This window comes from Streptomyces sp. NPDC005775 (assembly GCF_042871565.1).
Taxonomy (GTDB): domain Bacteria; phylum Actinomycetota; class Actinomycetes; order Streptomycetales; family Streptomycetaceae; genus Streptomyces.
This window is the reverse complement of record NZ_JBIAIU010000006.1, coordinates 278667-302625: the sequence shown is the minus strand read 5'-3', so window position 1 is coordinate 302625 and position 23959 is coordinate 278667. Positions and strand designations below refer to the sequence as shown.

General features: G+C 72.2%; 23 protein-coding genes. 11 read left to right on the top strand and 12 right to left on the bottom strand.

Features of this window, described 5'->3' with window-relative positions; all coding sequences use genetic code 11:
* Positions 1-12 precede the first annotated feature (12 nt).
* Positions 13-1245, bottom strand: coding sequence for an amidohydrolase family protein (locus ACFYPA_RS16990; protein ID WP_359352536.1), 1233 nt, complete (start codon positions 1243-1245; stop codon positions 13-15).
* 233 nt (positions 1246-1478) lie between these two features.
* On the opposite strand from ACFYPA_RS16990, the gene ACFYPA_RS16985 reads away from it, so the two are divergent.
* Positions 1479-4445 carry a BTAD domain-containing putative transcriptional regulator gene (locus ACFYPA_RS16985; protein ID WP_389132509.1) on the top strand — a complete coding sequence of 989 codons (2967 nt, stop codon included), beginning with the start codon at positions 1479-1481 and terminating at the stop codon, positions 4443-4445.
* Between the two features lie 203 nt (positions 4446-4648).
* Positions 4649-4822, top strand: coding sequence for a hypothetical protein (locus tag ACFYPA_RS16980; protein ID WP_359078145.1), 174 nt, complete (start codon positions 4649-4651; stop codon positions 4820-4822).
* A gap of 96 nt (positions 4823-4918) precedes the next feature.
* On the opposite strand, the gene ACFYPA_RS16975 is transcribed toward ACFYPA_RS16980, so the two are convergent.
* Entirely contained in the window at positions 4919-6484 is a 1566-nt protein-coding gene (locus tag ACFYPA_RS16975; protein WP_389132506.1) for a FadD3 family acyl-CoA ligase, read from the bottom strand.
* A gap of 116 nt (positions 6485-6600) precedes the next feature.
* Between ACFYPA_RS16975 and ACFYPA_RS16970 the strand changes: the two genes are divergently transcribed.
* Genes ACFYPA_RS16970 through ACFYPA_RS16960 form a run of 3 tightly spaced genes read left to right on the top strand, consistent with a single transcriptional unit; the run spans position 6601 to position 8986 of the window.
* Positions 6601-7749, top strand: a complete 1149-nt coding sequence (locus ACFYPA_RS16970) for a lipid-transfer protein (protein ID WP_359078142.1) — start codon at positions 6601-6603, stop codon at positions 7747-7749.
* A gap of 13 nt (positions 7750-7762) precedes the next feature.
* Positions 7763-8203, top strand: a complete 441-nt coding sequence (locus ACFYPA_RS16965) for a Zn-ribbon domain-containing OB-fold protein (RefSeq protein ID WP_389132503.1) — start codon at positions 7763-7765, stop codon at positions 8201-8203.
* 6 nt (positions 8204-8209) lie between these two features.
* A complete protein-coding gene (locus tag ACFYPA_RS16960) occupies positions 8210-8986 on the top strand; it encodes an enoyl-CoA hydratase/isomerase family protein (protein ID WP_359078138.1) in 777 nt (258 codons plus the stop codon).
* Between the two features lie 21 nt (positions 8987-9007).
* Here the strand turns inward: ACFYPA_RS16960 and ACFYPA_RS16955 are convergent, their stop codons facing one another.
* Positions 9008-9568 (bottom strand): hypothetical protein, encoded by a 561-nt coding sequence (locus ACFYPA_RS16955; RefSeq protein ID WP_359078136.1) that lies wholly within the window; start codon positions 9566-9568, stop codon positions 9008-9010.
* Positions 9569-9818: 250 nt separating this feature from the next.
* Between ACFYPA_RS16955 and ACFYPA_RS16950 the strand changes: the two genes are divergently transcribed.
* On the top strand, positions 9819-10514 hold the full coding sequence (locus ACFYPA_RS16950; RefSeq protein ID WP_389132499.1) for a hypothetical protein: 696 nt from the start codon (positions 9819-9821) through the stop codon (positions 10512-10514).
* 58 nt (positions 10515-10572) lie between these two features.
* Here the strand turns inward: ACFYPA_RS16950 and ACFYPA_RS16945 are convergent, their stop codons facing one another.
* Both ACFYPA_RS16945 and ACFYPA_RS16940 read right to left on the bottom strand, forming a co-directional pair.
* Positions 10573-12894, bottom strand: a complete 2322-nt coding sequence (locus ACFYPA_RS16945; protein ID WP_359078894.1) for a PQQ-binding-like beta-propeller repeat protein — start codon at positions 12892-12894, stop codon at positions 10573-10575.
* A 179-nt stretch (positions 12895-13073) separates the two neighbouring features.
* Complete coding sequence (locus tag ACFYPA_RS16940; RefSeq protein WP_389132497.1) at positions 13074-13874, bottom strand: VOC family protein; 801 nt, start codon at positions 13872-13874, stop codon at positions 13074-13076.
* A gap of 325 nt (positions 13875-14199) precedes the next feature.
* On the opposite strand from ACFYPA_RS16940, the gene ACFYPA_RS16935 reads away from it, so the two are divergent.
* Positions 14200-14847 (top strand): TetR family transcriptional regulator, encoded by a 648-nt coding sequence (locus ACFYPA_RS16935; protein WP_359078130.1) that lies wholly within the window; start codon positions 14200-14202, stop codon positions 14845-14847.
* Between the two features lie 191 nt (positions 14848-15038).
* Here ACFYPA_RS16935 and ACFYPA_RS16930 read toward each other — a convergent pair whose 3' ends face one another.
* Both ACFYPA_RS16930 and ACFYPA_RS16925 read right to left on the bottom strand, forming a co-directional pair.
* Entirely contained in the window at positions 15039-15548 is a 510-nt protein-coding gene (locus tag ACFYPA_RS16930; protein ID WP_389132494.1) for a nitroreductase family deazaflavin-dependent oxidoreductase, read from the bottom strand.
* Positions 15548-16795 carry an acyl-CoA dehydrogenase family protein gene (locus tag ACFYPA_RS16925; protein WP_389132491.1) on the bottom strand — a complete coding sequence of 416 codons (1248 nt, stop codon included), beginning with the start codon at positions 16793-16795 and terminating at the stop codon, positions 15548-15550. The genes ACFYPA_RS16930 and ACFYPA_RS16925 overlap by 1 nt, the downstream gene beginning before the upstream one ends.
* 166 nt (positions 16796-16961) lie before the next feature.
* Between ACFYPA_RS16925 and ACFYPA_RS16920 the strand changes: the two genes are divergently transcribed.
* Positions 16962-18143: an acetyl-CoA acetyltransferase gene (locus ACFYPA_RS16920; protein WP_389132488.1), complete on the top strand. Its 1182-nt coding sequence runs from the start codon at positions 16962-16964 to the stop codon at positions 18141-18143.
* 35 nt (positions 18144-18178) lie between these two features.
* Here ACFYPA_RS16920 and ACFYPA_RS16915 read toward each other — a convergent pair whose 3' ends face one another.
* Complete coding sequence (locus ACFYPA_RS16915; RefSeq protein ID WP_359352548.1) at positions 18179-18583, bottom strand: type II toxin-antitoxin system VapC family toxin; 405 nt, start codon at positions 18581-18583, stop codon at positions 18179-18181.
* Positions 18576-18854 (bottom strand): type II toxin-antitoxin system prevent-host-death family antitoxin, encoded by a 279-nt coding sequence (locus tag ACFYPA_RS16910; RefSeq protein ID WP_359078122.1) that lies wholly within the window; start codon positions 18852-18854, stop codon positions 18576-18578. Before ACFYPA_RS16910 ends, ACFYPA_RS16915 begins: the two co-directional genes overlap by 8 nt.
* Positions 18855-18970: 116 nt before the next feature.
* Here ACFYPA_RS16910 and ACFYPA_RS16905 point away from each other — a divergent pair, with 116 nt between their 5' ends.
* Positions 18971-19663, top strand: coding sequence for a pyridoxal 5'-phosphate synthase (locus tag ACFYPA_RS16905; RefSeq protein WP_389132484.1), 693 nt, complete (start codon positions 18971-18973; stop codon positions 19661-19663).
* 25 nt (positions 19664-19688) lie between these two features.
* Here the strand turns inward: ACFYPA_RS16905 and ACFYPA_RS16900 are convergent, their stop codons facing one another.
* A complete protein-coding gene (locus ACFYPA_RS16900; protein WP_359078118.1) occupies positions 19689-19868 on the bottom strand; it encodes a ferredoxin in 180 nt (59 codons plus the stop codon).
* 29 nt (positions 19869-19897) lie between these two features.
* On the bottom strand, positions 19898-21100 hold the full coding sequence (locus tag ACFYPA_RS16895; RefSeq protein WP_359078116.1) for a cytochrome P450: 1203 nt from the start codon (positions 21098-21100) through the stop codon (positions 19898-19900).
* 192 nt (positions 21101-21292) lie between these two features.
* Between ACFYPA_RS16895 and htpX the strand changes: the two genes are divergently transcribed.
* On the top strand, positions 21293-22204 hold the full coding sequence (htpX, locus tag ACFYPA_RS16890; RefSeq protein WP_359078114.1) for a zinc metalloprotease HtpX: 912 nt from the start codon (positions 21293-21295) through the stop codon (positions 22202-22204).
* Positions 22205-22213: 9 nt separating this feature from the next.
* On the top strand, positions 22214-22798 hold the full coding sequence (locus tag ACFYPA_RS16885; protein ID WP_389132479.1) for a hypothetical protein: 585 nt from the start codon (positions 22214-22216) through the stop codon (positions 22796-22798).
* Between the two features lie 19 nt (positions 22799-22817).
* Here the strand turns inward: ACFYPA_RS16885 and ACFYPA_RS16880 are convergent, their stop codons facing one another.
* The gene (locus ACFYPA_RS16880; RefSeq protein WP_389132477.1) at positions 22818-23750 is read right to left on the bottom strand and encodes a hypothetical protein; all 933 of its coding nucleotides are present in this window, start codon (positions 23748-23750) and stop codon (positions 22818-22820) included.
* Positions 23751-23959: the final 209 nt, after the last annotated feature.

Here is a 23959-nt window from a genome sequence, read left to right as displayed (position 1 = left end):
CACGCGCCCCGTTCACGCCCCCGTGCCGGGCCCCGCCCAGAGCCCGTCGGCGGTCAGCCCGAGCAGGTCGATCGCGTTGCGGCGCACGATGCGGTCCACGACGTCGGCGTCCAGGTGCCCCATCTGCGCCTCGCCGACCTCGCGGGACTTGGGCCAGGTCGAGTCGGAGTGCGGGTAGTCCGTCTCGTACAGGACGTTGCCCACCCCGATCGCGTCCAGGTTCTTCAGCCCGAAGGCGTCGTCGAAGAAGCAGCCGTACACGTGCTCCGTGAACAGCTCCGACGGCGGCCGGTGGACCTTGTCGGCCACGCCGCCCCAGGCGCGGTTCTCCTCCCAGACGACGTCGGCACGTTCCAGGATGTACGGGATCCAGCCGATCTGGCCCTCCGCGTACATGATCCGCAGATTCGGGAAGCGTTCGAACTTGCCGCTCATCAGCCAGTCGACCATCGAGAAGCAGCAGTTGGCGAAGGTGATGGTGGAGCCGACGGCCGGCGGGGCGTCGGCGGAGGTGGACGGCATCTTCGAGGACGAGCCGATGTGCATGGCGATCACCGTCCCCGTCTCGTCGCAGGCGCGCAGGAACGGATCCCACTCGTCCGTGTGGACGGACGGCAGTCCGAGGTGGGGCGGTATCTCGGAGAACGCCACGGCCCGCACCCCGCGCGCGGCGTTGCGCCGCACCTCGTCGGCGGCCAGCTGTGCGTCCCAGAGCGGGATCAGGGTGAGCGGGATGAGCCGGCCGTGCGCGTCGGGCCCGCACCACTCCTCGACCATCCAGTCGTTGTACGCGCGCACCCCGAGCAGTCCGAGTTCGCGGTCCTTCGCCTCGGTGAAGGTCTGGCCGCAGAAGCGGGGGAAGGTCGGGAAACAGAGGGCGGACTGGACGTGGTTGACGTCCATGTCGGCGAGCCGCTCGGGCACCGAGAACGACCCGGGACGCATCTGCTCGTACGTGATGACTTCGAGCTTGATCTCGTCCCGGTCGTAGCCGACGGCGGTGTCGAGCCGGGTGAGCGGGCGGTGCAGGTCCTCGTACACCCACCAGTCCCCGATCGGGCCGTCGTCCCCCTTCGCACCCATCACGGGCGCGAACTTGCCGCCCATGAACGTCATTTCCTTGAGCGGCGCCCGGACGACGCGCGGGCCGGAGTCCGCGTACCTGGACGGGAGCCGGTCCCGCCAGACATGAGCGGGCTCCACCGTGTGGTCGTCCACCGAGATGATCTTCGGGAAGGTCTCCATGCGTACCAAGGTAGCGTTGATCTGACGAACCGTCAGCTATCCGGACGGGGCCCCGTTCCACAATCGTTGTCGAGGGCTTGTGCAGAGAGTCACCCACGGCTGACGCGCCCCCCGTTCACAAGGCAGACTGTTGACGGCGATACCAACGGTATGGAGCAATCCGGATGGCCTGGGTGGCATCAGGACATATACAACCGTGCCGGGCAGCGCACAGAGCAGGACAGGAGACAGCAATGGGCCGTGACGACGGGCCACGGGTACGTGTTCCGGAGCAGCGCGCCCCGGAACGGGTGGCGGTGGAGGAGGCCGGGCTGTACTTCTCCCTGCTCGGCCCGGTGCGGGCCCGGCGGGGCGACGAGCCACTGCCCTCCGGCTCACCGCAGCAGCGCGCCCTGCTGGCGGCTCTGCTGCTCAGGAGCGGCCGCACCGCGACGGCCGCCGAACTCATCGACGCCATCTGGGGCGAGGACCCGCCCTCCCAGGCCCTGGCCGCGGTACGCACCTATGCCTCGCGGCTCCGCAAGACCCTGGGCCCGCTGACCCTGGCGAGCGATTCCGGCGGGTACGCCATGCGGATCGGGCCCGAGGCGCTCGACCTGACGGTGGCCCAGGACCGGGCGGCCGACGCGGAGAAGGCCCGGGCGTCGGGCGACCGCGGCCGGGCCAGGACCCTGCTGAACGAGGCGCTCGGCCTCTGGGACGGCGAGGCCCTGGCCTCCGTGCCCGGACCGTACGCGGAGTACCAGCGCTCCCGGCTGGAGGAGTGGCGGCTCCAGCTCACCGAGACCCGCCTCGACCTGGACCTGGAGGTCGGCTGCCACGCGGAGGCGGTCTCCGAACTGACCGCGCTCACCGCCGCGCACCCGCTGCGCGAACGGCTGCGCGAGCTCCTGATGGTGGCCCTGTACCGCAGCGGCCGCCAGGCCGAGGCCCTCGCCGTGTTCGCCGACACCCGTCGGCTGCTGGCCGAGGAGCTGGGCGTCGACCCGCGCCCCGAACTGGCGGCGCTCCAGCAGCGCATCCTCCAGGCGGACGAGGACCTGGCCCGCCCGGCCGACGAACCCGCGCCGGCGGCCGCACCGGTCCGTCCCGCGCAACTCCCCGCGACCGTTCCGGACTTCACGGGACGCGCGTCCTTCGTCCGCGAGCTGGGCGACCGCCTCGCCACCGCGGAGGGCTCGGTCATGGCCGTGTCCGCGCTCGCCGGCATCGGCGGCGTCGGCAAGACGACCCTCGCCGTGCACGTCGCCCACCAGGCCCGGCGGCACTTCCCGGACGGCCAGCTCTACGTCGACCTCCAGGGCACGGGCGGCCGGGCCGCCGAGCCGGAGACGGTCCTCGGCGCGTTCCTGCGCGCCCTGGGCACGGCGGACTCGGCGATCCCGGACTCCCTGGACGAACGCGCCGCGCTCTACCGCTCCACGCTGGACGGCCGCCGCATCATGGTCCTCCTGGACAACGCCCACGACGCGGCCCAGATCCGCCCCCTGCTCCCCGGCACGGCGGGCTGCGCGGCGCTGGTCACCAGCCGGGTCCGGATGGTCGACCTGGCGGGCGCCCACCTGGTCGACCTGGACGTGATGTCGCCCGAGGAGGCGCTCCAGCTGTTCACCCGGATCGTGGGCGAGGAGCGGATCAACGCGGAGCGGGAGGCCGCCCTCGACGTGGTGGCCGCCTGCGGCTTCCTCCCCCTCGCCATCCGCATCGCGGCCTCCCGCCTGGCGGCCCGTCGCACCTGGACGGTCTCGGTCCTGGCCGCGAAGCTCGCGGACGAGCGCCGCCGGCTGGACGAGCTCCAGGCGGGCGACCTGGCGGTGAAGGCCACGTTCGAACTGGGCTACGGCCAGCTGGAACCGGCCCAGGCCCGCGCCTTCCGCCTCCTGGGCCTCGCGGACGGCCCGGACATCTCCCTCGCGGCGGCGGCGGCCCTGCTGGACCTGGAGACCCACACGGCGGAGGACCTCCTGGAGGCCCTGGTCGACACGAGCCTGCTGGAGTCGGCCGCGCCCGGCCGCTACCGCTACCACGACCTGGTGCGCCTCTACGCGCGTTCGTGCGCGGAGCGGGACGAGCAGTCGCCGGAGGAGCGGGAGCGGGCGTTGTCGCGGCTGCTGGACTTCTATCTGGCGACGGCTGCGGGGGTGTACGCGCTGGAGCGGCCGGGGGAGCGCGTGCTCGACCACTTCGAGCCGACGAGCCGCCCGGGTCTGTCGTTCACCACGCCGGCGGAGGCCCTGGACTGGCTGTTCAGCGAGTCCAGCGGGCTGCTGGCGTGCGCCCGGCAGTCGGCTGCGAAGAGCACGCTCCGCAAAGCCGCTGATCTCCTCATGGCTGCCGTGGACCTGGGGGAATCGGGCGCGAACTCGCACCAGTTCACCCAGGCGGCGACCGCGGTCTCCGAGGCTGCTCGCGCGGCGGGAGACGTGCAGGCGGAGGCCCGTGCCCGCACCATGCTGACCCATGTCCACAGCATCTCGGGGCGGTTCGCCGACGCGCAGAGCGACGCCCGACGCGCACTGGAACTGGGGCTGGCCGCCGACGACCCGATCTCGTCCAGCCAGGCGCCCAACCAACTGGGAATCATCGCCCTCTACGAGAACCGGCACGCCGACGCCGAGGCCCACTTCGCCCAAGCTCTGAGCGCCTTCCGGGCGGACAACAACAAGTCGGGTGAAGCCTCGGCCCTGTGCAACATGTCCAGGGTCCACCTGGCCACGGACCGGAAGACGAGCGCGGTCAGCCTGGCCCAGCAGGGCATCGCCCTCTACGCGTCGGACGGCGTCGGGCAGGCTCTTCGCCTGGCCAACGGGAAGTACGCGCTCGGGCTGGCCTTCACCGGCGCGGGCCAGACGTCCGAGGCCCGGCAGGTACTCACCGAGGCCCTTACGGTGTTCCGCGAAAGCCGGCAGCGATTCTGGCACGGTATGACACTGTTCCGTCTGTCGGAAGTGGACTTGGCCGACCACAAGCACGCGCAGGCCGCGGCGCAGGCGGAACAGGCCCTCGCCGTACTGCACGGAATCGGTGGGGAGTGGCGACGGGCGAACGTCCTCACCGTGCTCGGTCTCAGCCTCATGCCACTCGGCCAGACCGATCGGGCGAAAGCCTGCTGGCGCGAGTCACTCACGGTCTTCGAGGAGTTGGGTTCGGCCGAGGCCGACGACGTGCGTGCCCTTCTTCATCCGGCTTCCGTGATCTGACGTACGCACGGCTCGTTCATCATTCGTTTATCGCCCCACGCCACTCTCTGACTCATCGATCCGTCGCGTCGGGGGGCAGACGGATCGGCGTGTGGCCTCACCACTAAGGTGAACGGCCCTGGAATGCCCGTCCGGCGATCCACGGGGGAACCGCCGGACGGGCACACCACCCACCACGTCCACGCTTTCAGGAGCTGACCTTCATGGCAGACAACAGCGGCATCACCAAGCCGGCCGACGCCCACGCCTCGGGCGAGGAAATCACCACGCAGGACGCTCACGCCTCCAGCGAGCCCCTCAAGCCGGCCGACGCCCACGCCTCGGGCGAGGAAATCACCACCCTCGACGCCCATGCGTCGGTACCGAAGCCCAACTAGTCCAACCAGCACGGGGGAACGGCCGCGGCGGCGCGGAGGGGGAGCCGTCGCGGCCGCTGTGCGTCCGCGGACCGGCACTTCCCACGAGTCCGACGGTCAGACCCCGCGCCCCCGCAGCTCCCCCTTCACCACCTTGCCGCTCGCGTTGCGCGGGAGCTCGCTGACGAACTCCACCGCCCTCGGCACCTTGTAGTTCGCCATCTCCCGCCGCGACCACGCGATCAGGTCGTCCGCCGTCACCGTCGCGCCCGGCCGGCGCACCGCGTACGCCTTGCCGACCTCGCCCAGGCGCGGGTCGGGGACGCCGATCACCGCGACGTCCGCCACGTCCGGGTGCAGGCCCAGGAGCTGTTCGATCTCCGCCGGGTAGGCGTTGAAGCCGCCGACGATGAACATGTCCTTGATCCGGTCCGTGATCCGGAGGTTTCCCTCCTCGTCGAGGATGCCCACGTCGCCGGTGTGCAGCCAGCCGTCCGAGGTGATCGTGGCGGCCGTCGTCTCCGCGTCCTCGAAGTAGCCGCTCATCACGTGGAAGCCGCGGACCAGGATCTCGCCGGGCGTGCCGGGGGCGGCCAGGACGCGGAGTTCCGTGCCGGGGATGGCGCGGCCGGAGGTGGAGGCGATCACTTCCGCCGGGTCGCCGCGGCGGCACATCGTCACGATGCCGCTCGCCTCGGAGAGGCCGTACGCGGTCAGGACCGTGGCGATGTTCAGTTCCCGGCGGAGGCGGTTCACCAGTTGCAGCGGGACGACCGCCGCTCCCGTCACCACCAGGCGCAGGGCCGAGAGGTCGTGGCTCGCGCGGGCCGGGTGGTCCAGGAGGGACTGGTGGAGCGTGGGCGGGCCGGGCAGGACCGAGATGCGTTCGGCCGCGATGTTGGCGAGGACCGTGTCCACGTTGAAGACCGGCTGCGGGATCATCGTCGCGCCCCGCATCAGGCACGCGATGATGCCCGCCTTGTAGCCGAAGGTGTGGAAGAACGGGTTCACGATCAGATAGCGGTCGCCCTCGCGCAGACCGGCCAGTTCGCTCCAGATCGCGTAGCAGCGCAGCGTCTGCGCGTGGCTGATGACGGCACCTTTGGGGCGGCCCGTCGTGCCCGAGGTGTAGACGATGTCGGAGGGGGCCGACGGGTCGACGGCGTCGGCGCGTGCCCGTACCCGCTCCGCGGATATCCGCTCGCCCGTCGCCAGGAAGTCCTTCCACGTCATGTAGTCGTCGGCCTCGGGCGCGGTGTCGGCGAGCACCACCACCCGTTCCAGGTGCGGGAGTTCCGCCTCGGCCCGGCGCAGGGACGCCACGTACGACGTACCGAGAAAGGTGCCCGTGACGAAGAGCAGCCTCGCCCGGCTCCGCTCCAGGACGTACGCCGCCTCCGCGCCCTTGAAGCGGGTGTTGAGCGGGACGAGGACCGCACCCGCCGTCACGGCGCCCAGCGCGGACACGATCCAGTCCAGCGTGTTGGGCGCCCAGACCGCCACGCGGTCGCCCGGCTCCACGCCGGAGGCCATGCACGCGGCGGCGGCCCGCTCCACGCGGTCACCGAGTTCCGTGTACGTGATCCGGGTGCGGCCCTCGACGACCGCCTCCCGGTCGCCGTACCGCCCGGCCGCCTCCCGCACCAGGTTCGGGACGGTGGACCATTCCTCGTCGCCGCGCATCTCGTGCCCTCCCGTCGTCCCGCCGGAACGCCGTGGCCGCCCCGTAGCTGACTATCCGTCAGATTAGCTGTAGCCTCCTCCGCTGTCAGCAGTCATGACGGCCTCGGAGGTGGCGGGTGGCGACGCTCAAGGACAAGGCAGCGATAGCCGGGATCGGGCAGACGGAGTTCGCGAAGCATCTGCCCGAGTCCGAGAAGACCCTGGCCTGCCGGGCCATCCTCGCGGCGCTGGACGACGCGGGCATCGCCGCTTCGGAGGTGGACGCGTTCGCCTCGTACACGATGGAGGAGACCGACGAGGTCGAGATCGCCAAGGCGATCGGGGCCGGTGACGTCACCTTCTTCAGCAAGGTGGGGTACGGGGGCGGCGGTTCCTGCGCGACCCTCGCGCATCTGGCGGCCGCCGTCGCCACCGGGCAGGCGAGCGTCGGGGTCGCCTGGCGGTCACGGAAGCGCGGGTCGGGGCCACGGCCCTGGAAGAACACCGCTGTGCAGCTCCCCACCCCCGCCCAGTGGACCCGGCCCTACGGACTGCTGCGGCCCGCCGACGAGATCGGGATGCTGGCCCGCCGGTACATGCACGAGTACGGCGCGACCCGCGACCACCTCTTCAACGTCGCGCTCGCCTGCCGCAACCGGGCCAACCAGAACCCGGCCGCGGTGATGTACGAGCGCCCGCTGACCCGCGACATGTATATGACCTCGCGCTGGATCAGCGAACCGCTCTGCCTCTTCGACAACTGTCTGGAGACGGACGGGGCCCTGGCCTGCGTGATCGTCTCCGCCGAACGCGCCCGCGACTGCCGGCAGAAGCCCGTCTACCTCCACTCCGTCGCCCAGGGGCTGCCCGCCCAGCACCACGGGATGGTCAACTACTGGAACGACGACCCGCTCACCGGGCCCGCCTGGACGGCGGCCCGACAGCTCTGGAAGCAGGCCGACTTCGGGCCGGGCGATGTCGACGTGGCGCAGATCTACGACGCCTTCACCCCGCTCATCCCGCTCTCCCTGGAGGGGTACGGATTCTGCGGGCGCGGCGAGGGCGCCGCGTTCACCGAGGGCGGGGCGCTGGAGAGCGGCGGGCGGCTGCCGATCAACACGGGCGGCGGCGGGCTCAGCGAGGGGTACGTGCACGGCTTCAACCTCATCAACGAGGGCGTGAAGCAGCTGCGCGGCATCTCCACCGCCCAGGTCCCGGACGCCTCGACCTGCCTGGTCACCGCCGGGGAGGGCGTCCCCACGTCCGCCGTACTGCTGAGGAACTGAGGAGCCGACCGCGATGGATGACCTTCTGCTGCCCGTCGTCGACGAGGACGGCGCGCCCTTCTGGGAGTACGCGGCCCGCGGCGAACTGAGCGTCCAGGCGTGCGCCGCCGACGGCTGCGGGAAGCTCCGCTTCCCTCCCCGTCCGTGCTGCCCGCACTGCCAGTCCTTCGAGAGCGAGTGGCGGGTGATGAGCGGGCGCGGCCGCATCTGGTCGTACGTGCTGCCGCACCCGCCGCTGCTGCCCGCGTACGCCGCCCAGGCGCCGTACAACGCCGTGATCGTCGAGCTGGCGGACGCCCCCGAGATCCGCCTGGTCGGCAACGTGGTGAGCGGGCCCGACGCACCGCTGAACTCCGTCGATCCGGCGCGGCTGCGGATCGGGGCGGCGGTGAAGGCGGTCTTCTGCCCCGCGCCCCCCGGCGCGACGCTGGTCCGCTGGACGCTGGAGCGGTGAGCCGAGATGGCGCTGCGCAAGGAGACCGTCAAGGAGACCGGGGTCGCGCTGCTCACCCTGGACCGGCCGGGCAAGCTCAACGCGATCGACCTCGCGACGGCCGACGAACTCTCGGCTGCCTGGCGGTCGTTCCGGTACGACGACGAGGTGCGGGCCGTCGTGATCACCGGGGCCGGGGAGCGGGCGTTCTGCACCGGGATCGACCGGGGCGTGGACGTTCCGCAGCCCTCGTCCCCGTACACGATCGACGATCCGCTGCTCACGATCGGGCCGAAGGCCAACGACCTGTGGAAGCCGGTGATCGCGGCCGTGGAGGGGATGGCCTGCGGCGGGGCGTTCTATCTGCTGGGCGAGGCGGAGTTCGTCATCGCGTCCGAGGAGGCGACGTTCTTCGACCCGCATACGACGTACGGCATGGTCAGCGCGTACGAGGCGATCGCCATGGCGCAGCGGATGCCGTTCGGCGAGGTCGCCCGGATGTCCCTGATGGGGACGGCGGAACGGGTCACGGCCCGTCGGGCGTACGAGACCGGGCTGGTCAGCGAGGTGACGCCGCCCGGCGGCGCGGTGGCGGCCGCGCTGCGGGCGGCGGCGGTCATCGCCGCGTACCCGACCGGTGGGGTCCAGGGGACCGTACGGGCGCTCTGGTCCGCGAAGGAGGCGGCCAGGGCCCAGGCCTTCGCCCACGCCCCGCACCTGATCGCGCTCGGGAACCTGCCGGCGGAGCAGCAGGCGGAGCTGTTCAGGGGGCGGGGCGGAGGCGGCGGATTCCGGCTGCGTTGAAAGCGGGGCCGCCGATGCCCGTCAGTAGGTGAGTTCGGCCGTGACCGCGCACTTCTTCACCCGGGAGACCTTGCCCGGGTGGGCCATCCGCACGGAGACGGTCTTCGTCTCGCCGCCGTCGGCCTCCACGGTCGCCTCACCGGTGTCGACGGTGTTGCCGGCCGCGTCGAGGAACTTCACGTCGACCTCGTAGAAGTGGCTGAGGGCCGCCTTCGCGGTGAGTCGCACGGTGGAGGTGGTGACGGCCCTGCGCTTGCCCTTGCGGGGTGACGCACAGCGGAAGACGTACGCCTGCGGTGCGTCCGTCGCGGTCGCGGTGGGCGTCGGGGTGCTGTACGCGGAGCCGGAGGAACTGCTCGACGAACCGTAGTCGTAGTCGTCGTCGTAGTCGGAATCGGTGTCGTGGTACGTGCCGTTGCTCTTCTTGGAGTTGGAGCACCCACCGCCGCTGCTGCTGCTCGACTTGCTCTTGCCGCTCCGGCTCTTGCCGCCCTTGCCTCCGCTGCTGGAGGTGGAGAAACCGGTGAGCGCGAGCACCACCGCCACCAATACCACTGTGAGCTTCACGTGTTGCCGCACCATCGGTACGTCCCCCTTGCATGGTCCCTCGTATGTGCTGCGTGCCGGCCCCGGTCGCCGGGCGGCCGCGCGACACCGTAGCGCACAGCATGGCGGGCCCCGACCGGCAGCCCGGTCATGGCCCTGTCACGGTCTCGTCATCATCCGTCTGGTGGCGTGGGTCATGAGCCGGGCGTAGCGTCGAATCGAGAGCGGTGAAGACCGGCGTCGCCGCCGGTGATGCCGCTGCCCGCCCGCGGGAGGTACTCCGGACATGATCCGTAACGTCCTCGGCTCGATCGTCGCTCTCCTAGGAGCGGCGGCCGCCGTGCTGAGCCCCTTCCGTGACTGGTACGACGGCCGCCTCGGGCGGTACTACCGGATCGACGACCTGTTCACCGGTGTCACCGGGGCGCGTTCGGGCCTGTTCGGCTCCCTCTGGCTCCCCCTCCTCGTCGCCGCGGTCCTCGCGGTCGTGGGCGTGGTGCTCCGGTTCCGGCCGATGGTCGCCCTGGCGGGCGTGCTGGTCCTCGGGTTCACGGTGCTGTGGATGGTGCGCCAGGGACAGGCGGCCGGCAGCCTGACGGTCGCGGGTGACGGCTCCGGGCTTCAGCAGGGGGTGGCGGTCGCGGCGGGCGGTGGCGTGCTGCTTCTGCTGGGCGCGGCGCTGATGTCGGGGCGCGGGCGGCACCCCCGGCGTGAGCCGCGGTACGCGGCGCCGGGCTCGTCGGATCCGGACACGTGGCCGCCCACGCGGGAGCCGGGGCCGTCGGTGCAGACCAGTCCGTGGCCGGAGCCGGAGGCGGAGCCGTATGTGGGGCCGGGGTCGCCGTCCGCGTCCGGTCCGCCGCCGGGGCCGTCCGGGCCGCCGCGTGACCGGGGCTCGGAGCCGACGGCCTCGTACCCGGTCCAGGACCGCCCGCGCAGGTCCAGCCCGCCCGGCGACTCGTCGAGCCCGTCCGGCGATTGAGGCCGGGGCGGCAGGCCCAACCAAAGCCCGTCCGGCCCCCGGCCCCGGCCGGAAGAAACTACGCGCGGGCCCGGTTCCCCGTGCCCGTGCCCTTCAGCGCGTCCAGCGCGTACACGCAGCGGTCCTTGCTGCACGCGTAGACCACCCCGCCCTGCGCCACCGGCGAACCCGTGATCTCGCCGCCCGTCGCCAGCTTCCAGCGGAGCTGGCCGCCCGCCGCGTCCAGCGTGTACAGGACGTGGTCGGCGGAGCCGAAGTGGACGCGGCCGTCGGCGACGACCGGCGCGCCCACGACCTCGCCACCCGCGGCGAACCGCCACTTCGGGGTGCCCGTGACCGCGTCCAGCGTGTACAGCGCGCTGCCGCTGCCGACGTGCACGTTGCCCGCGACCACCAGTACCGGCTCGATCGACTGGCGGGACTCCGTGGCGATGCGCCAGCGGTCCTTGCCGGTCGAGGCGTCGAGCGCGTACACCGTGCCGAGGTAGTCCGCGAGGTACACCCCGCCACCGGTGACGGCAGGGCCGGGCGCGAAGGCGGGCGCCGAGAGGAAGACCGCCGGGGACTCGAAGTGCCAGCGCACCCGGCCGGAGGCGACGTCCACCGCGAGGACCCGGGTGCCCGCGGAGACGTAGACGTAGCCGTCCGGCGCCGGGGTCACCCGGACCGGCACCCCGCCGCAGGAGGCCGCGTCGCCGACCGGGTAGGACCAGCGCTCGGTGCCGGTACGGGCGTCGACGGCCCGCAGCCGGGCGTCCTGCCAGAGGTAGACCGTGCCGTCGTGGAGGGCCGGTCCGGCCTCCGCCGTCTCGAAGTCCGTCTGCGCGCCGGTGATCTCCCAGAGCCGTTCGCCCGTGGACGCCTCCCACCCCTGGACGCCCCCGCCGCGCGTACCGGTGACGACCGTGCCGCGGTCGGCCTTCAGGGAGTAAACCCACGCGTCGGACTGCAGCCGCCACCGCTCGGTGCCGGTCGTCGCGTCCAGGGCGTAGAGCGACGGGCCGTCGGAGGCGAGGATGCGACCGCCGTCCACGGCCATCGCCCAGGCGACGTCGCGGGTCTTGAACTGGCGCCGCCCGTTGCCGATGTCCAGCGCGTGCACCTCGAAGGACGTCACGTACAGCAGGTCACCGACGACGACCGGGGTCCCCCACACGTCGTTCGACATCCGGAACCGCCAGGGCCGCCAGCGCCCCGGGCCGGCGGGTGCGCCGTCGGGCGCGTGCGCCGGAGCGGGTACGACGGGGGCGGTCGGGGCGGTGACCGCCCCGTTCACCCCGGCGGGCGGACGCACCCAGCCGGTCGCCGGACCGGCCTCGGCACCGGCGGCCGAGGCCCGTACGTCCTGGGCGCGCGGCCCCGGGCCGATCGGCACGGGCACGCCGGACAGCCGCACCGGACCCGGCTGCGGGGGCGGCGCGACGGGTGCGGGCGGGACGGGCCGAACCGGCGCGGGTACGACGGGAGCGGGCGGCGCGACCGCGCGTCCGCCGCCGCGGCGCTCCTCGATCATCGCGGTGGCGGGCGCCGGCAGCCAGGCCGACGCGGTGCCGCTGTCGTCGCTGCCGGAGGCGAAGAGGTGCGGGGAGAGCTGGGCCTGCAGTTCGGCGGGGGTGGGCCGCATCGAGGCGTCCATCTGCATGCACGACTCGATCAGCGACCGCAGATCGTCGGGCAGGCCGCTCACGTCGGGGCCTTCGCGCAGCAGCATGAAGACCGTCTCCACCGGATTGGCCCCGTGGAACGGGGCGTGCCCGGTCGCGGCGAAGACGAGCGTGGAGCCGAGCGAGAAGATGTCGCTGGCGCCGGTGACGCTGCGCGAGTCCCTCGCCTGCTCCGGCGACATGTACGCGGGCGTGCCCACCGCGACGTTCGTCATGGTGAGCCGGGTGTTGGAGACACCGGACGCGATCCCGAAGTCGATCACCCGGGGGCCGTCCTCGACGACGAGCACGTTGGACGGCTTCATGTCGCGGTGGACGAGCTTCGCCCCGTGGATGGACTGCAGAGCCTCCGCGATGCCCGCCGCCAGCCAGCGCACGGCCTGGGTCGGCATCGGCCCGCACTCATTCACTATCTCTTCCAGCGAGGGCGCGGGCACATAGGCGGTGGCGAGCCACGGCACGGCGGCGCGCGGGTCGGCGTCGACCACGGCGGCCGTGTAGAAACCGCTGACGGCGCGGGCGGCTTCCACCTCACGCGTGAAGCGGACCCGGAACAGCTGGTCCTCGGCCAGTTCCGTACGGACCGTCTTGATCGCCACCCGCCGGCCGGACGCCGACCGGGCCAGATAGACCAGCCCCATGCCGCCGGCCCCGAGTCGTCCCAGCACCTCGAACGGGCCGATCCGCCTCGGGTCGTGCTGCGTCAGCTGCTCCACCACTTGCCTGCCACCTCCCCGTACGGACCTCCGTGAGGAGAGGTCCGCGAAAAACCCGCCGTGTGCAGCGTCTCATCACTGGGCACCACCCGGCGGTGCGCACCCCGATTCTTCCTGGCCGGGCCGCCGGTTGCGAACCCGGGGGCGGATCGGGGTGTCCTGGATCACTTTGTGCCGTATCAGGACACCGGCGGCTGAAGTAGAGCGAACACGGCGCCCTGATCGTCCTGGAGGACCGCCATCCGCCCGTAGGGGATGTCGAAGGGCGGCTCGGAGACCCGGCCGCCCAGCCGCTTGACGGTCTCGGCCGACGCGTCGCAGTCCGCCACGGCGAAGTAGCTGAGGAAGTAGCTGGGCATCTCCGCCGGGAACGCGTCCGTGATGACGCTGCGCCCGCCGACCGCGGTGTCGGGGCCCGGTTCGGTGCCGGCCGGGGACCACATCCGGAAGTCGACGCCGGACTCCGCGGTGCCCGGACCACCGGTTCCGGCGTCGTCGATCCCGACGGAGCGGAAGCCGAAGACCTCCTCGTAGAACGCGTCGACCCGGTCCTTCTGCCGGGTGTAGACCTCGGTCCAGCAGAAGGAGCCGGGCTCGTTCTGCTTCTGGAAGCCCTTGCGCTCACCGGCCTGCCAGAGGCCGAACACCGCACCGCCGGGGTCGGCGGCCTGGGCCAGCACTCCGGACCGGCCGGCCCGGACGGGGTCGGTGATCACCTGTCCGCCGTGCTCGCGGACGCGGGCGACGGTGCCGGCGATGTCGTCGGTGGCGAAGTAGACGCCCCAGGCGGTCGGCATCCGGCCGTCCTGTTTGGCGGCGAGGGCGGCGACGAGGGCGCCGTCGCTGAGGGCGTCGGCGTACGGCCCGTCTCCCGCCCGGAAGGTCCAGCCGAAGAGCTCACCGTAGAAGCGCTTGCCCGCTTCGAGGTCGGGGAGCTGCACATCCACCCAGCACGGCGCGGACTGCGCGAATGCGGCCATGGGCCCGGATCCTTCCGTCTCGATGACGCTCATCCGTCGTGACGCTCGTCACACCCAACGTATCCGCGCCCCGGTCCGCCCGCGCTCCAACCCCTCCGGTCCGAACATAGTTTCGATACGCACGCCCCGCAGACGGTTGTCACGGAAAGTTATCCACCGAAGTTGTCCACAGGCTGTTGATAACATTAATCAGACTGTGGGGAACGGGCGGGGAGCCCCCGGGCACATCCCCCGAAATCCGCCCACTCCCCCCACCGCACCTGCCCCACTCCCCATTTGCAGTCGGCCGAATCGCGCTCCGATCACCCGTCGGTAAGCTGACGGCATGACAGGACAAGTACGCACCGTCGACGGCCGCGTGGCCGGTCGACGCGGACAGGCGACGCGGCAGAAGCTGCTCGACTGCCTCAGCGAGATGCTCAGCTCCTCGCCGTACCGGGACGTCAAAGTCATCGACGTCGCCCGGAAGGCGGGGACTTCACCCGCGACCTTCTACCAGTACTTCCCCGACGTCGAGGGCGCCGTCCTCGAAATCGCCGAAGAGATGGCCAAGGAGGGTGCCGGGCTGACCGAACTGGTCGCCGGACGCTCCTGGGTCGGCAAGGCGGGATGGCAGGCAGCCGAAGAACTCGTCGAGGGATTCCTCGACTTCTGGCGGCGCAACGATGCCATCCTGCGCGTGGTCGACCTCGGCGCGGCCGAGGGCGACAAGCGGTTCTACAAGATCCGCATGAAGATCCTGAACTCCGTCACCAACTCCCTCACGGACTCCGTGAAGGAGCTCCAGGCCAAGGGCAAGGTCGACAAGGACATCAGCGCCGCAGCCATGGCGGGCTCCCTGGTCGCGATGCTGGCCGCCGTCGCCTCGCACCAGAAGGGCTTCACGACCTGGGGCGTCAAGCAGGCCGAACTCAGGCCGAACCTCGCGCTGTTGGTGCATCTGGGCATCACCGGCAAGAAGCCCACGAAGTAGCGCCCGCGCCGGAACCCCGTACTGGGTGACGCACGGTGATCCCGGGCGCCCAGGTCCTGTCTCACCGACGGCGGACCACGCATGTGGTCCGCCGTCGGTGTACCCGGACCCGTTCACGAGCGCGTTCCCGCCCGCGCTCCCGGCCCCGTCGCCGCGTGCGTTCAGGACGCACTCCCGGACACCTCCGACCGTCACGCCGGGCCGTCAGCCGGGACCTCACGCCGCTCCAGCCGGAACAGCCGGATCTCCCGGTCGATCCGGGCCTGGTACGCGGCATAGGGCGGCCAGAACCGCAGCGCCGTCTCCCACACCCGGGCCCGTTCCTCCCCCGCCAGCAGCCTGGCCCGCACGGGAATGTCGCGGCCCTTCCAGTTGATGACGGCCCCCTCCGGATGCGCCAGCAGGTTCGCCGTCCAGGCGGGATGACCCGGACGGCCGAAGTTGCTGCCGACCAGGATCCAACTGCCCCTCCCGCCCTCACCCGGCTCCGGCATGCAGGCCAGCGGAGTGGTCCTGAGCAGCCCGCTGCGCGCCCCGGGCACCGTCATCACCACCCCCGGCAGCATCTGCGCGCTGAGCAGCACCCGGCCACGGGTCAGCCGGTGCACCGTGCGGTCCATGGCAGGCACCACGTGCGGGGCGATCCGCGCGAAGACGCGGGTCGAGGACACCTTCTGGACGAGCCGGACCGCGGGCGCCATCAGACCGCCACCCGCCCGGCCGGCCCGTGCCCTGCCGCCCCGCCCTGCCGCTCCGCCCCGCCCTGCCGCTCCGCCCCGAACAGCTCCGCCCGCTGCGCCGCGTGGTCCCGGAGCAGCTGCACGGGGCCGAGGAGCAGTTCGTCCGACGCGGCCCGGTTGAAGTACAGCCGCGCCTCGCCCTCCGAGGCGCAGCCCGTGCCCCCGTGCGACTGCACGCCCTCCGCGGCGGCGAGCCGCAGCGCCTCCAGCGCCTGGGCGAGCGCGAGACCGCCGGTCTCCGGGTCCGAGGCCGCGTAGTACGCGGCGGAGCGAGCCGTACGCACGCGCACGTACACGTCCGCCAGGCGGAGCCGCGCGGCCTGGAAGGCGCCGGCCACCCTGCCCGAACGCTCGCGCTCCCCGACGTCGTCGACCGTCCGTTCCAGCGCGCTCGCCGCCGCCCCGGCCGCCTCGGCGGCGAGCGCGACGGCCGCCGTGCGCCCGGTGGCCGCGAGGGCGGCGAGCGCGTCGACGGTGTCGTCGGCCCCGAGGAGTTCGGCCTCGGTGTCGCGCAGCTGGACGCGGGCGAGCGGGCGGGTGGCGTCGAGGGAGGTCTGCCGGGTGCGGACGAGACCGGCGGGCGGCTCGGGCCCGTCGGTCCTGACCAGGAACAGCAGGGTGCGGCTGCGGGGGAAGCCCCCCGTGTGCGCGGCGATCAGGAGCAGTCCGGCACTGTGCCCGTCCAGCACCTGGGCGGCCTCCCCGTACAGCCGCCACCCGCCGTCGCCGCCCGCCGGCCGGGCCTGCACGCCGCCCGCCCGGCCGCCGCCCGCCCAGGCGCCGCCGGTGAGATCGCCGGTGAGGCCGAGCGCGGTGGGGAGCGAGCCGCCGGGGACGGCCAGGGCCGCGGTGAGCTCGCCCGCCGCGAGGGGCGGCAGCAGGGCGGCGCGCTGTTCCGCGGTGCCGAGGGCGAGGATCAGGGGCGCGGCGAGTACGGCGGTGGCGAGCAGCGGGGACGGCAGCAGGGCGCGGCCGGTCTCCTCCAGGGCGACGGCGAGCTCGGCGGGCCCGCGGCCCCCGCCCCCGTACTCCTTCGGGAGGGCGAGTCCGGGCAGCCCGAGTTCCTGGGCGAGCCGGTGCCACAGCGCGGTGTCGTATCCGTCGGGCGTCGCCGGGGCAGCCCCGGGGTGGCCCGGGTCGCGTGCGGCCAGCAGTTCGCGCAGGGTGCGGCGGATCTCGTCCTGTTCCGCGGTGAAGGCGGTATCCATCGTCGGACTCCTTCCCCTCAGAGGCCGACGGCCTCTGATCTGACGGGCCGTCATGCTAGGGGTGAAGCAGCGAGATTCCCAGAGTCGCGCAAGGCGACAGGGACCACAAGATCCGTACATCGCAGACCAGTTCACCCGCCCCTCCATCTGATGTACCGTCAGATTCATGCCTGCCACGCCCCCCTCTCCCCGCCGCAAGGTCGCCGTCGTCGGCATATCCCTCGCCGACTGCGGGCGCGTCGACACGGCCACGCCGTACGCCCTGCACGCCCAGGCCGCCCGCCGGGCGCTCGCGGACTCCGGCCTGGACCGGTCGGTCGTCGACGGGTTAGCCTCCGCCGGCCTCGGCACGCTCGCCCCGGTCGAGGTCGCCGAGTACCTGGGGCTGAAACCGACCTGGGTGGACTCCACCTCGGTCGGCGGATCGACCTGGGAGGTGATGGCCGCCCATGCGGCGGACGCCATCGCGGCAGGCCGCGCCAACGCCGTACTGCTGGTGTACGGGTCGACGGCCCGGGCCGACATCAAGGCGGGCCGCCGCACGTCGAACCTGTCCTTCGGGGCCCGGGGCCCGCTCCAGTTCGAGGTGCCGTACGGCCACTCGCTGGTCGCCAAGTACGCGATGGCGGCCCGGCGCCACATGCACGAGTACGGCACCACGCTGGAGCAGCTGGCCGAGGTGGCGGTGCAGGCCAGGGCGAACGCGGCGGCCAACCCGGACGCCATGTTCCGCACCCCCGTCACGGTCGACGAGGTGCTGTCGGGCCCGATGATCGCCGACCCGTTCACCAAACTGCACTGCTGCGTCCGCAGCGACGGCGGCTGCGCGGTGCTCCTGGCGGCCGAGGAGTACGTACCGGACACGGCGAAGGCCCCCGTCTGGGTCCTCGGCGCCGGCGAGCACGTCTCGCACTCCACGATGTCGGAGTGGGACGACTTCACGGTCTCCCCCGCGGCCGTGTCGGGCCGCCTCGCCTTCGAGCGGGCGGGGGTGCGGCCGGCGGACATCGATCTGGCCGAGATCTACGACGCGTTCACCTATATGACGCTGGTGACGCTGGAGGACCTGGGCTTCTGCGCGAAGGGCGAGGGCGGGGCGTTCGTGGAGAAGGGCCGCACGGGTCTCACCGGCGAACTCCCGGTCAACACGGACGGCGGCGGCCTCTCCGCCTGCCACCCGGGGATGCGTGGACTGTTCCTGCTGGTGGAGGCGGTACGCCAACTGCGCGGCGAGGCGGGGGACCGCCAGGTCCACAAGGCGGGCGGCCGGCTGCCGGAACTGGCGGTGGCGTCGGGGACGGGCGGCTGGTTCTGCTCGTCGGGGACGGTGGTGCTGGGGCGGGGGTGAGGGCTCCGGGTGCCGGTGCGCGCTGCACCTGGTCGTTACACGGCGACGACGGTGAGAACACCCTCCAGCCCCTTGAAGTCGTCCGCGTTCCGGGTGAAGAGGGGCAGCCCTCGGACCGAGGCGATGGAAGCGATCATCAGATCCATGCGCCGGGGCCGGGGGTTACGGCCTGCCGCGACGACCAGGGACACCATGCTTCCGTAGCGAGCAGCCGCGTCGCCGTCGAAGGGCAGCGGTTCGAAGTCGGCCACCGCGGCTCCCAGCTTCTCCATCCGCGCTGCCCGCACCGCCGGGTCCCCGGCCATCGCCACGCCTTGCTGCAGTTCGGCCATCGTCACGGCGGTGAGCGCCGGAAAGGCGGGCAGATCCTCGGGGCGCAAGAGGTCGAGGTCAATGTACGTACAGGTGTCAAGCACGCCCGCACGGTAGCGCTCAGTCACGCGTACGCTCCCAGGGGTCATCGTCGCCGGCCCGGTCCTCGTCGCCGAACAGCGCGTCCGCTTCGCGGCGCATCAGCACGCCGTCCACCCGGGGGAGCCGCCGATGGCGAGCCACCAACTCCTCCGCGCTCAGGTTCCGCTTACGCGTGAGCGGCCGGAGTTCCGCGACCTCTATCCCGTTACGCGTGATGTGGAAGACCTCGCCCGCCTCCACGGCGTTCATGACATCGGCGGACCGGTTCCTGAATTCCCGCTGGGTAATGGTCTTCATGGGCCCAGCGTAGCCCTGCGTGTCTCATCGCGCTACGGCAACCGATCCACCTCACCACACCCCGAGCCCCTTCGCCCCCGGTGTGGAGAGCGCTGTGGGCGAGGTGAAATGGCTGGATGACTGACGCATCGGCCTCCGCCACACAGCGCGCCTTCCTCGACCTGCTCCACACCCAGCGCGTCTGGGACATCGAGCTGCCCGCCTTTGACCCGGCCTCCGCGCCCCCCGCTCCCCTCCCCCTCTTCCATGCCTGGTTCGCCGGGGCGGTCGCCGCCGGTCAGACGGAGCCGCACACGATGACGCTCGCCACGGTCGACGCGGAGGGCCTGCCCGACGTCCGGACCCTGATGCTGCACGACGCGGACGAGCGCGGCTGGCACTTCGCCACGCACTCCACGAGCGCGAAGGGCCGCGAGCTGGCCGCCCGTCCGTACGCCGCGCTCAACTTCTACTGGCCCGCGCAGGGCCGGCAGGTCCGGGTCCGGGGCCCCGTCACCCCCTGCTCCCCCGCCGAGAGCGACGCCGATCTGCACGCCCGCTCGACGGGCGCCCTCGCCTCGGCGCTGGTGGGGCGGCAGAGCGAGGTGCTGGGCTCGACGGGGGAACTCGACCGGGCCTCGGACGACGCCTGGCAGCGGGCCCAGGAGGAGCCGGGCGCGGAGGTGGCGAGCTGGACGCGGTACGTGGTCGAGCCGCGCGAGGTGGAGTTCTTCCAGGGCGACGCCCGGCGGCGGCACGTGCGGCTGCGCTACCGCCGGGAGGCCGGGGCGCGGGCGGGGGCCTGGCAGCGGGAGCTGCTCTGGCCCTGACCCGGCCGCGCCCCGGCCGGCGGGTTCAGGTGACCGTGATGGCCCGTACGGGGCACGCGCGGGCGGCTTCGCCCACCATGGGCCCGGGCTCCGGCGCGGGCAGGAGTTCGCTGAACCCGTCGTCGTCCTGGGTGAACACCTTCGGTGCGGCGAGCGCGCACTGCCCGGCCCCGATGCACACGTCCCTGTCGATGTCGATCCGCATGTCCGTCCGTCCTTCCGCTCGGCTTACGGTCACCACGTCACGGGCAGTTCGATGAGCCCCTGGACCGTGTCCCCGGCTTTGAACGGGATCTCCTCGGCGGGCACCGCGAGCCGCAGGCCGGGCAGCCGGTCGAAGAGCGCGGGCAGCGCGATCTCCAGCTCGGCCCGGGCCAGGTTCTGCCCCAGGCACTGGTGGATGCCGAACCCGAAGGCGACGTGGTTGCGCGCCCCGCGCCCGAGGTCCAGCTCGTCCGGCGACGGGAAGGCGGCCTCGTCGCGGTTGACCACGGCGGTGGACAACAGGACCCCGTCACCCGCCCGGAAGGTCACCCCGCCCACCTCGATGTCCTCGACCGCCACCCGTGAGAGCCCGTCGGCGATGGACAGGAAGCGCAGCAGTTCCTCCACGGCGGCCGGGATGCCGTCGCCACCCTCCCGCAGCAGGGCCAGCTGGTCCGGGTGCTGGAGGAGCGTGAGGGTGCCGAGCGAGATCATGTTCGCCGTGGTCTCGTGGCCGGCCACGAGCAGGATCTGGGCCAGCCGCACCAGCTCGTCGAGGTTCACCGCCCCGGTCTCCAGCTGTTGGGCGATGAGCTCGTCGAGCAGCCCTTCGCCCGGCTCCCGCCGCTTGCGCTCGATCAGTACGCGGAAGTACTCGCTCAGGGCGTCCCGTGCCGCCTCGACATCGGAGCCCGCGGGGCCGCGCAGCAGCTTGCGGGACTGCGCCTCGAAGAACTCGTGGTCCCCGTAGGGCACGCCGAGCAGGGCGCAGATGACCATGGAGGGCACCGGCAGCGCGAAGGCGTTGACCAGCTCGGCGGGCGGGCCCTGCTCCACCACCGCGTCGAGCAGCCGGTCGACGATCTCCCGGATGCCCGGCCGCAGCGCCGCCGCCCTCCTGACCGTGAAGCTCGGGATCAGCATCCGGCGCTGCACGTTGTGCTCCGGATCGTCGAGGCCGAGCAGCTCGATGCGCCGCTGGGTGGTGGTGGCCAGCCGCTGGGCGAAGATCGGGAACGCGGGATTCTCCCGGTCGGCCGAGAGCCTCGGGTCCACCAGGAGCGCCCGCGCCTCGGCGTGCCCGGTCACCAGCCACACCGTACGGCCGTCGAAGAGCCGCACACGGGACACCGACTGCTGGCCTCGGCTCGCGCTCGGATAGCCGGTCGGCGGGTGATAGGGGCAGGTGCGGTTCTGCGGGAAGGAAACGGTCTCTGTCTCGGTCTGTGTCATTGGCGGACCTCGCAAGGAGAGGGGGGTGTCCTGCCGATCACCTCCCACTAGATGCCCCAGGCACCTAAACGGCTAGGCGGTGTTCGGCCAAATGACTCCGCCCGCGCCGGCCTCATCCGCGCCCCTCCGCTCTTATCCGCATTCAACAGCCGAGGAGCACTATGGGAGGCAGGCGAGGACTGGAGGTCACCGATGACCAAAACCCGTAGCCGGTACGCCCCCGACCGCGGTCTCACCACCCGCATGGTCTCCACCATGTTCCTGATCGGCCTGCTGTACGTGGTCCTGGTCGGCGTCCTGCTGGCCGTACTGCGCGGCGCCTGGCCGATCATCCTGATCATCACCGGGGGCATGTTCGTCGCCCAGTTCTGGTTCAGCGACCGCATCGCGGCCTTCAGCATGGGGGCCCGTGAGGTCACGCCCGGGCAGGCGCCGGAACTGCACGGCGCGATCGACCGGATCTGCGCGCTCGCCGACATGCCGAAGCCGCGCGTGGCCATCGCCGAGAGCGACGTACCGAACGCCTTCGCCACCGGCCGCAGCGAGAAGACGGCCCTGGTCTGCGCCACGACGGGGCTCCTGCGAAGACTGGAGCCGGAGGAACTGGAGGGCGTCCTCGCCCACGAGATGTCGCACGTCGCGCACCGCGACGTCGCCGTCATGACGATCGCCTCGTTCCTCGGCGTGCTCGCGGGCATCATCACCCGGGTGGCCCTGTGGGGCGGCTTCTCCCGCAACAGCCGCAGCAACGACCCCATGGGCATCGCGATCATGCTGATCCCGCTGATCAGCGCGGTCGTCTACGCGCTGAGCTTCCTGCTCACCCGGCTGCTCTCGCGCTACCGCGAGCTCTCCGCCGACCGCACGGCCGCCCTGCTCACCGGCAGGCCCTCGGCCCTCGCGTCCGCCCTCACCAAGGTGAGCGGCCAGATGGCCCGGATCCCGACGGAGGACCTGCGGAAGGCGGAGCCGTACAACGCCTTCTACTTCGTCCCGGCCTTCTCGTCCAAGGAGAGCCTGAGCCGGCTGCTCTCCTCGCACCCGACGCTGGAACAGCGACTGGACCAGCTGGCCCGCATCTCCGCCGACCTGTCCCGTCCGTAAGGAGCCCCCGTGGGCCTGCTCGACACGATCCTGGGCCGCAGCAAGCCGGTCCGCCCCGACCTCGACCAGCTCTTCGCCGTCCCGTCCGCCGCCCTCACCCTCCAGGCGGCCACGGGTTTCGTCCCGACCGGCCGGGGCTCGGTGTGCTTCGCGGGCGTGGAGGGCGGAACCTTCGCCCGTATCCAGCAGGACGTACGGGAACTGCTCGACGCGGACACGGGACGCGGCGGGATCCCGGTGGAGTTCGGCCGGGACTCGTACGGCTACACCTGGCTGCTCGCGCGGCAGCCGGCCGATGACACGGCCGCCCTGGTCAACGACCTGCACGCGGTCAACACCCTGCTCCAGGACGGCGGCTTCGGCCCGCAACTGCTCTGCTCACTGATCGGCTTCCGCGACGCGGAGGGCCGGCCGCTGGCGCTCGTCTACCTCTACAAGCGTGGCACGTTCTACCCGTTCGCCCCGGTGCCGGGAGGCGGCGAGAAGCGGGACAACCAGCTGGAGTTGCAGGTCCGGGCCGCCCTCGGGGACGACCTGCGGGTGGAGAAGGATTTGGGGCGGTGGTTCCCGGTGTGGGGGGCGCCGGGGCTGTGAGGCGCTGGACGGTGGGGTTCTAGACATCGGCGATGAGGCCGCTCAGGTGGTAGTCGGTGCCGTAGCGGATGAGGCCGCGCAGCATGCCGAGCGGGTCGCGGGGACGGGCACGGCGCTTGTGGGGCTGGTGGGTGAAGGGGATGCCGGACCAGGGATTGTCCTCGTGGTGATGGCTGCCGCGCGGTGCGTCCCGCTCGATCGCCCAGTGCACCCAGGTGCTGTCGTGGTGCAGGCAGATGACCTGTCCCAGGTACCAGGCGGCGCCCTGGAGGAACGGCCCCTCCCGGTCGGCGTCGAAGTCGCGGAGGGTGTCGTACCTGGCCCGTACCCGCCGCTCCAAAGCGTCCAGCGTCGCGGGGGAGAAGTCCCACTCACCGGTTTCCGCGGCCCCTGACGGCGACTGCGCCCAGGACGGGTGGGAGTCCTCCCGGGCGGCGAGCCACCGCCGCAGCCATGCGTCCCCCGGCTGGGGGCCGATCGGGTCCAGTGGGGAGCGTTCCTTGAGCGGTTCCCAGCCCGGGACGGTCAGGCGCCGGTGGGACACGGCCTCGGTCAGCTCCTCCCGCTCCCGGGCGAACACCTCGCCGGAGCCCTCGGCCAGGGCGACGTCGACGAGGACACCGATGAACACGGGCGGCAGACCGAGGGCCGGGTCGGGACGGACGAACGGTTCACCGTCCCCACCCCCCGCTTCGGGGTCGATGTCCCACCGGCCACCGCACGCGTCCATGAGGACTTCCCCGATGTAGGGGGTCGCGGCCTGCCGGAAACCGTCGTCGAACTCCGCTTCCAGGAGCTCGCGTTCGAGCTCCGCCAGGGACGCGGGCGTGTAGTCGAAGGGGAAGTCGCGCGGAAGATGCACCTGTTCGAGGCGTGCGGTCAGCACCTGCAGGTCGTCCAGCCACCGGTCGAGGAGCTCCTCGTGGGTGGGGCGGCGCGGGTTGGTGGTCATGAACGCCAAGCGTAGGCCGCCGCCCCTTACCGGTGCCGAACAGCCTTGAAGGACCTGTGCTTGTTGTGCGCCACGCCTGTGTATCCCTTGTGGTTCCGGGGCTGCCGGAGGCTACGGTGTCGGGCGAGGCGGTGGCATCGACGGGGGCCATGCACCGCCGACCCTCCCGTGCCTGCCCTGTGCACACGGGCTGACCGCTGCCCCCACGA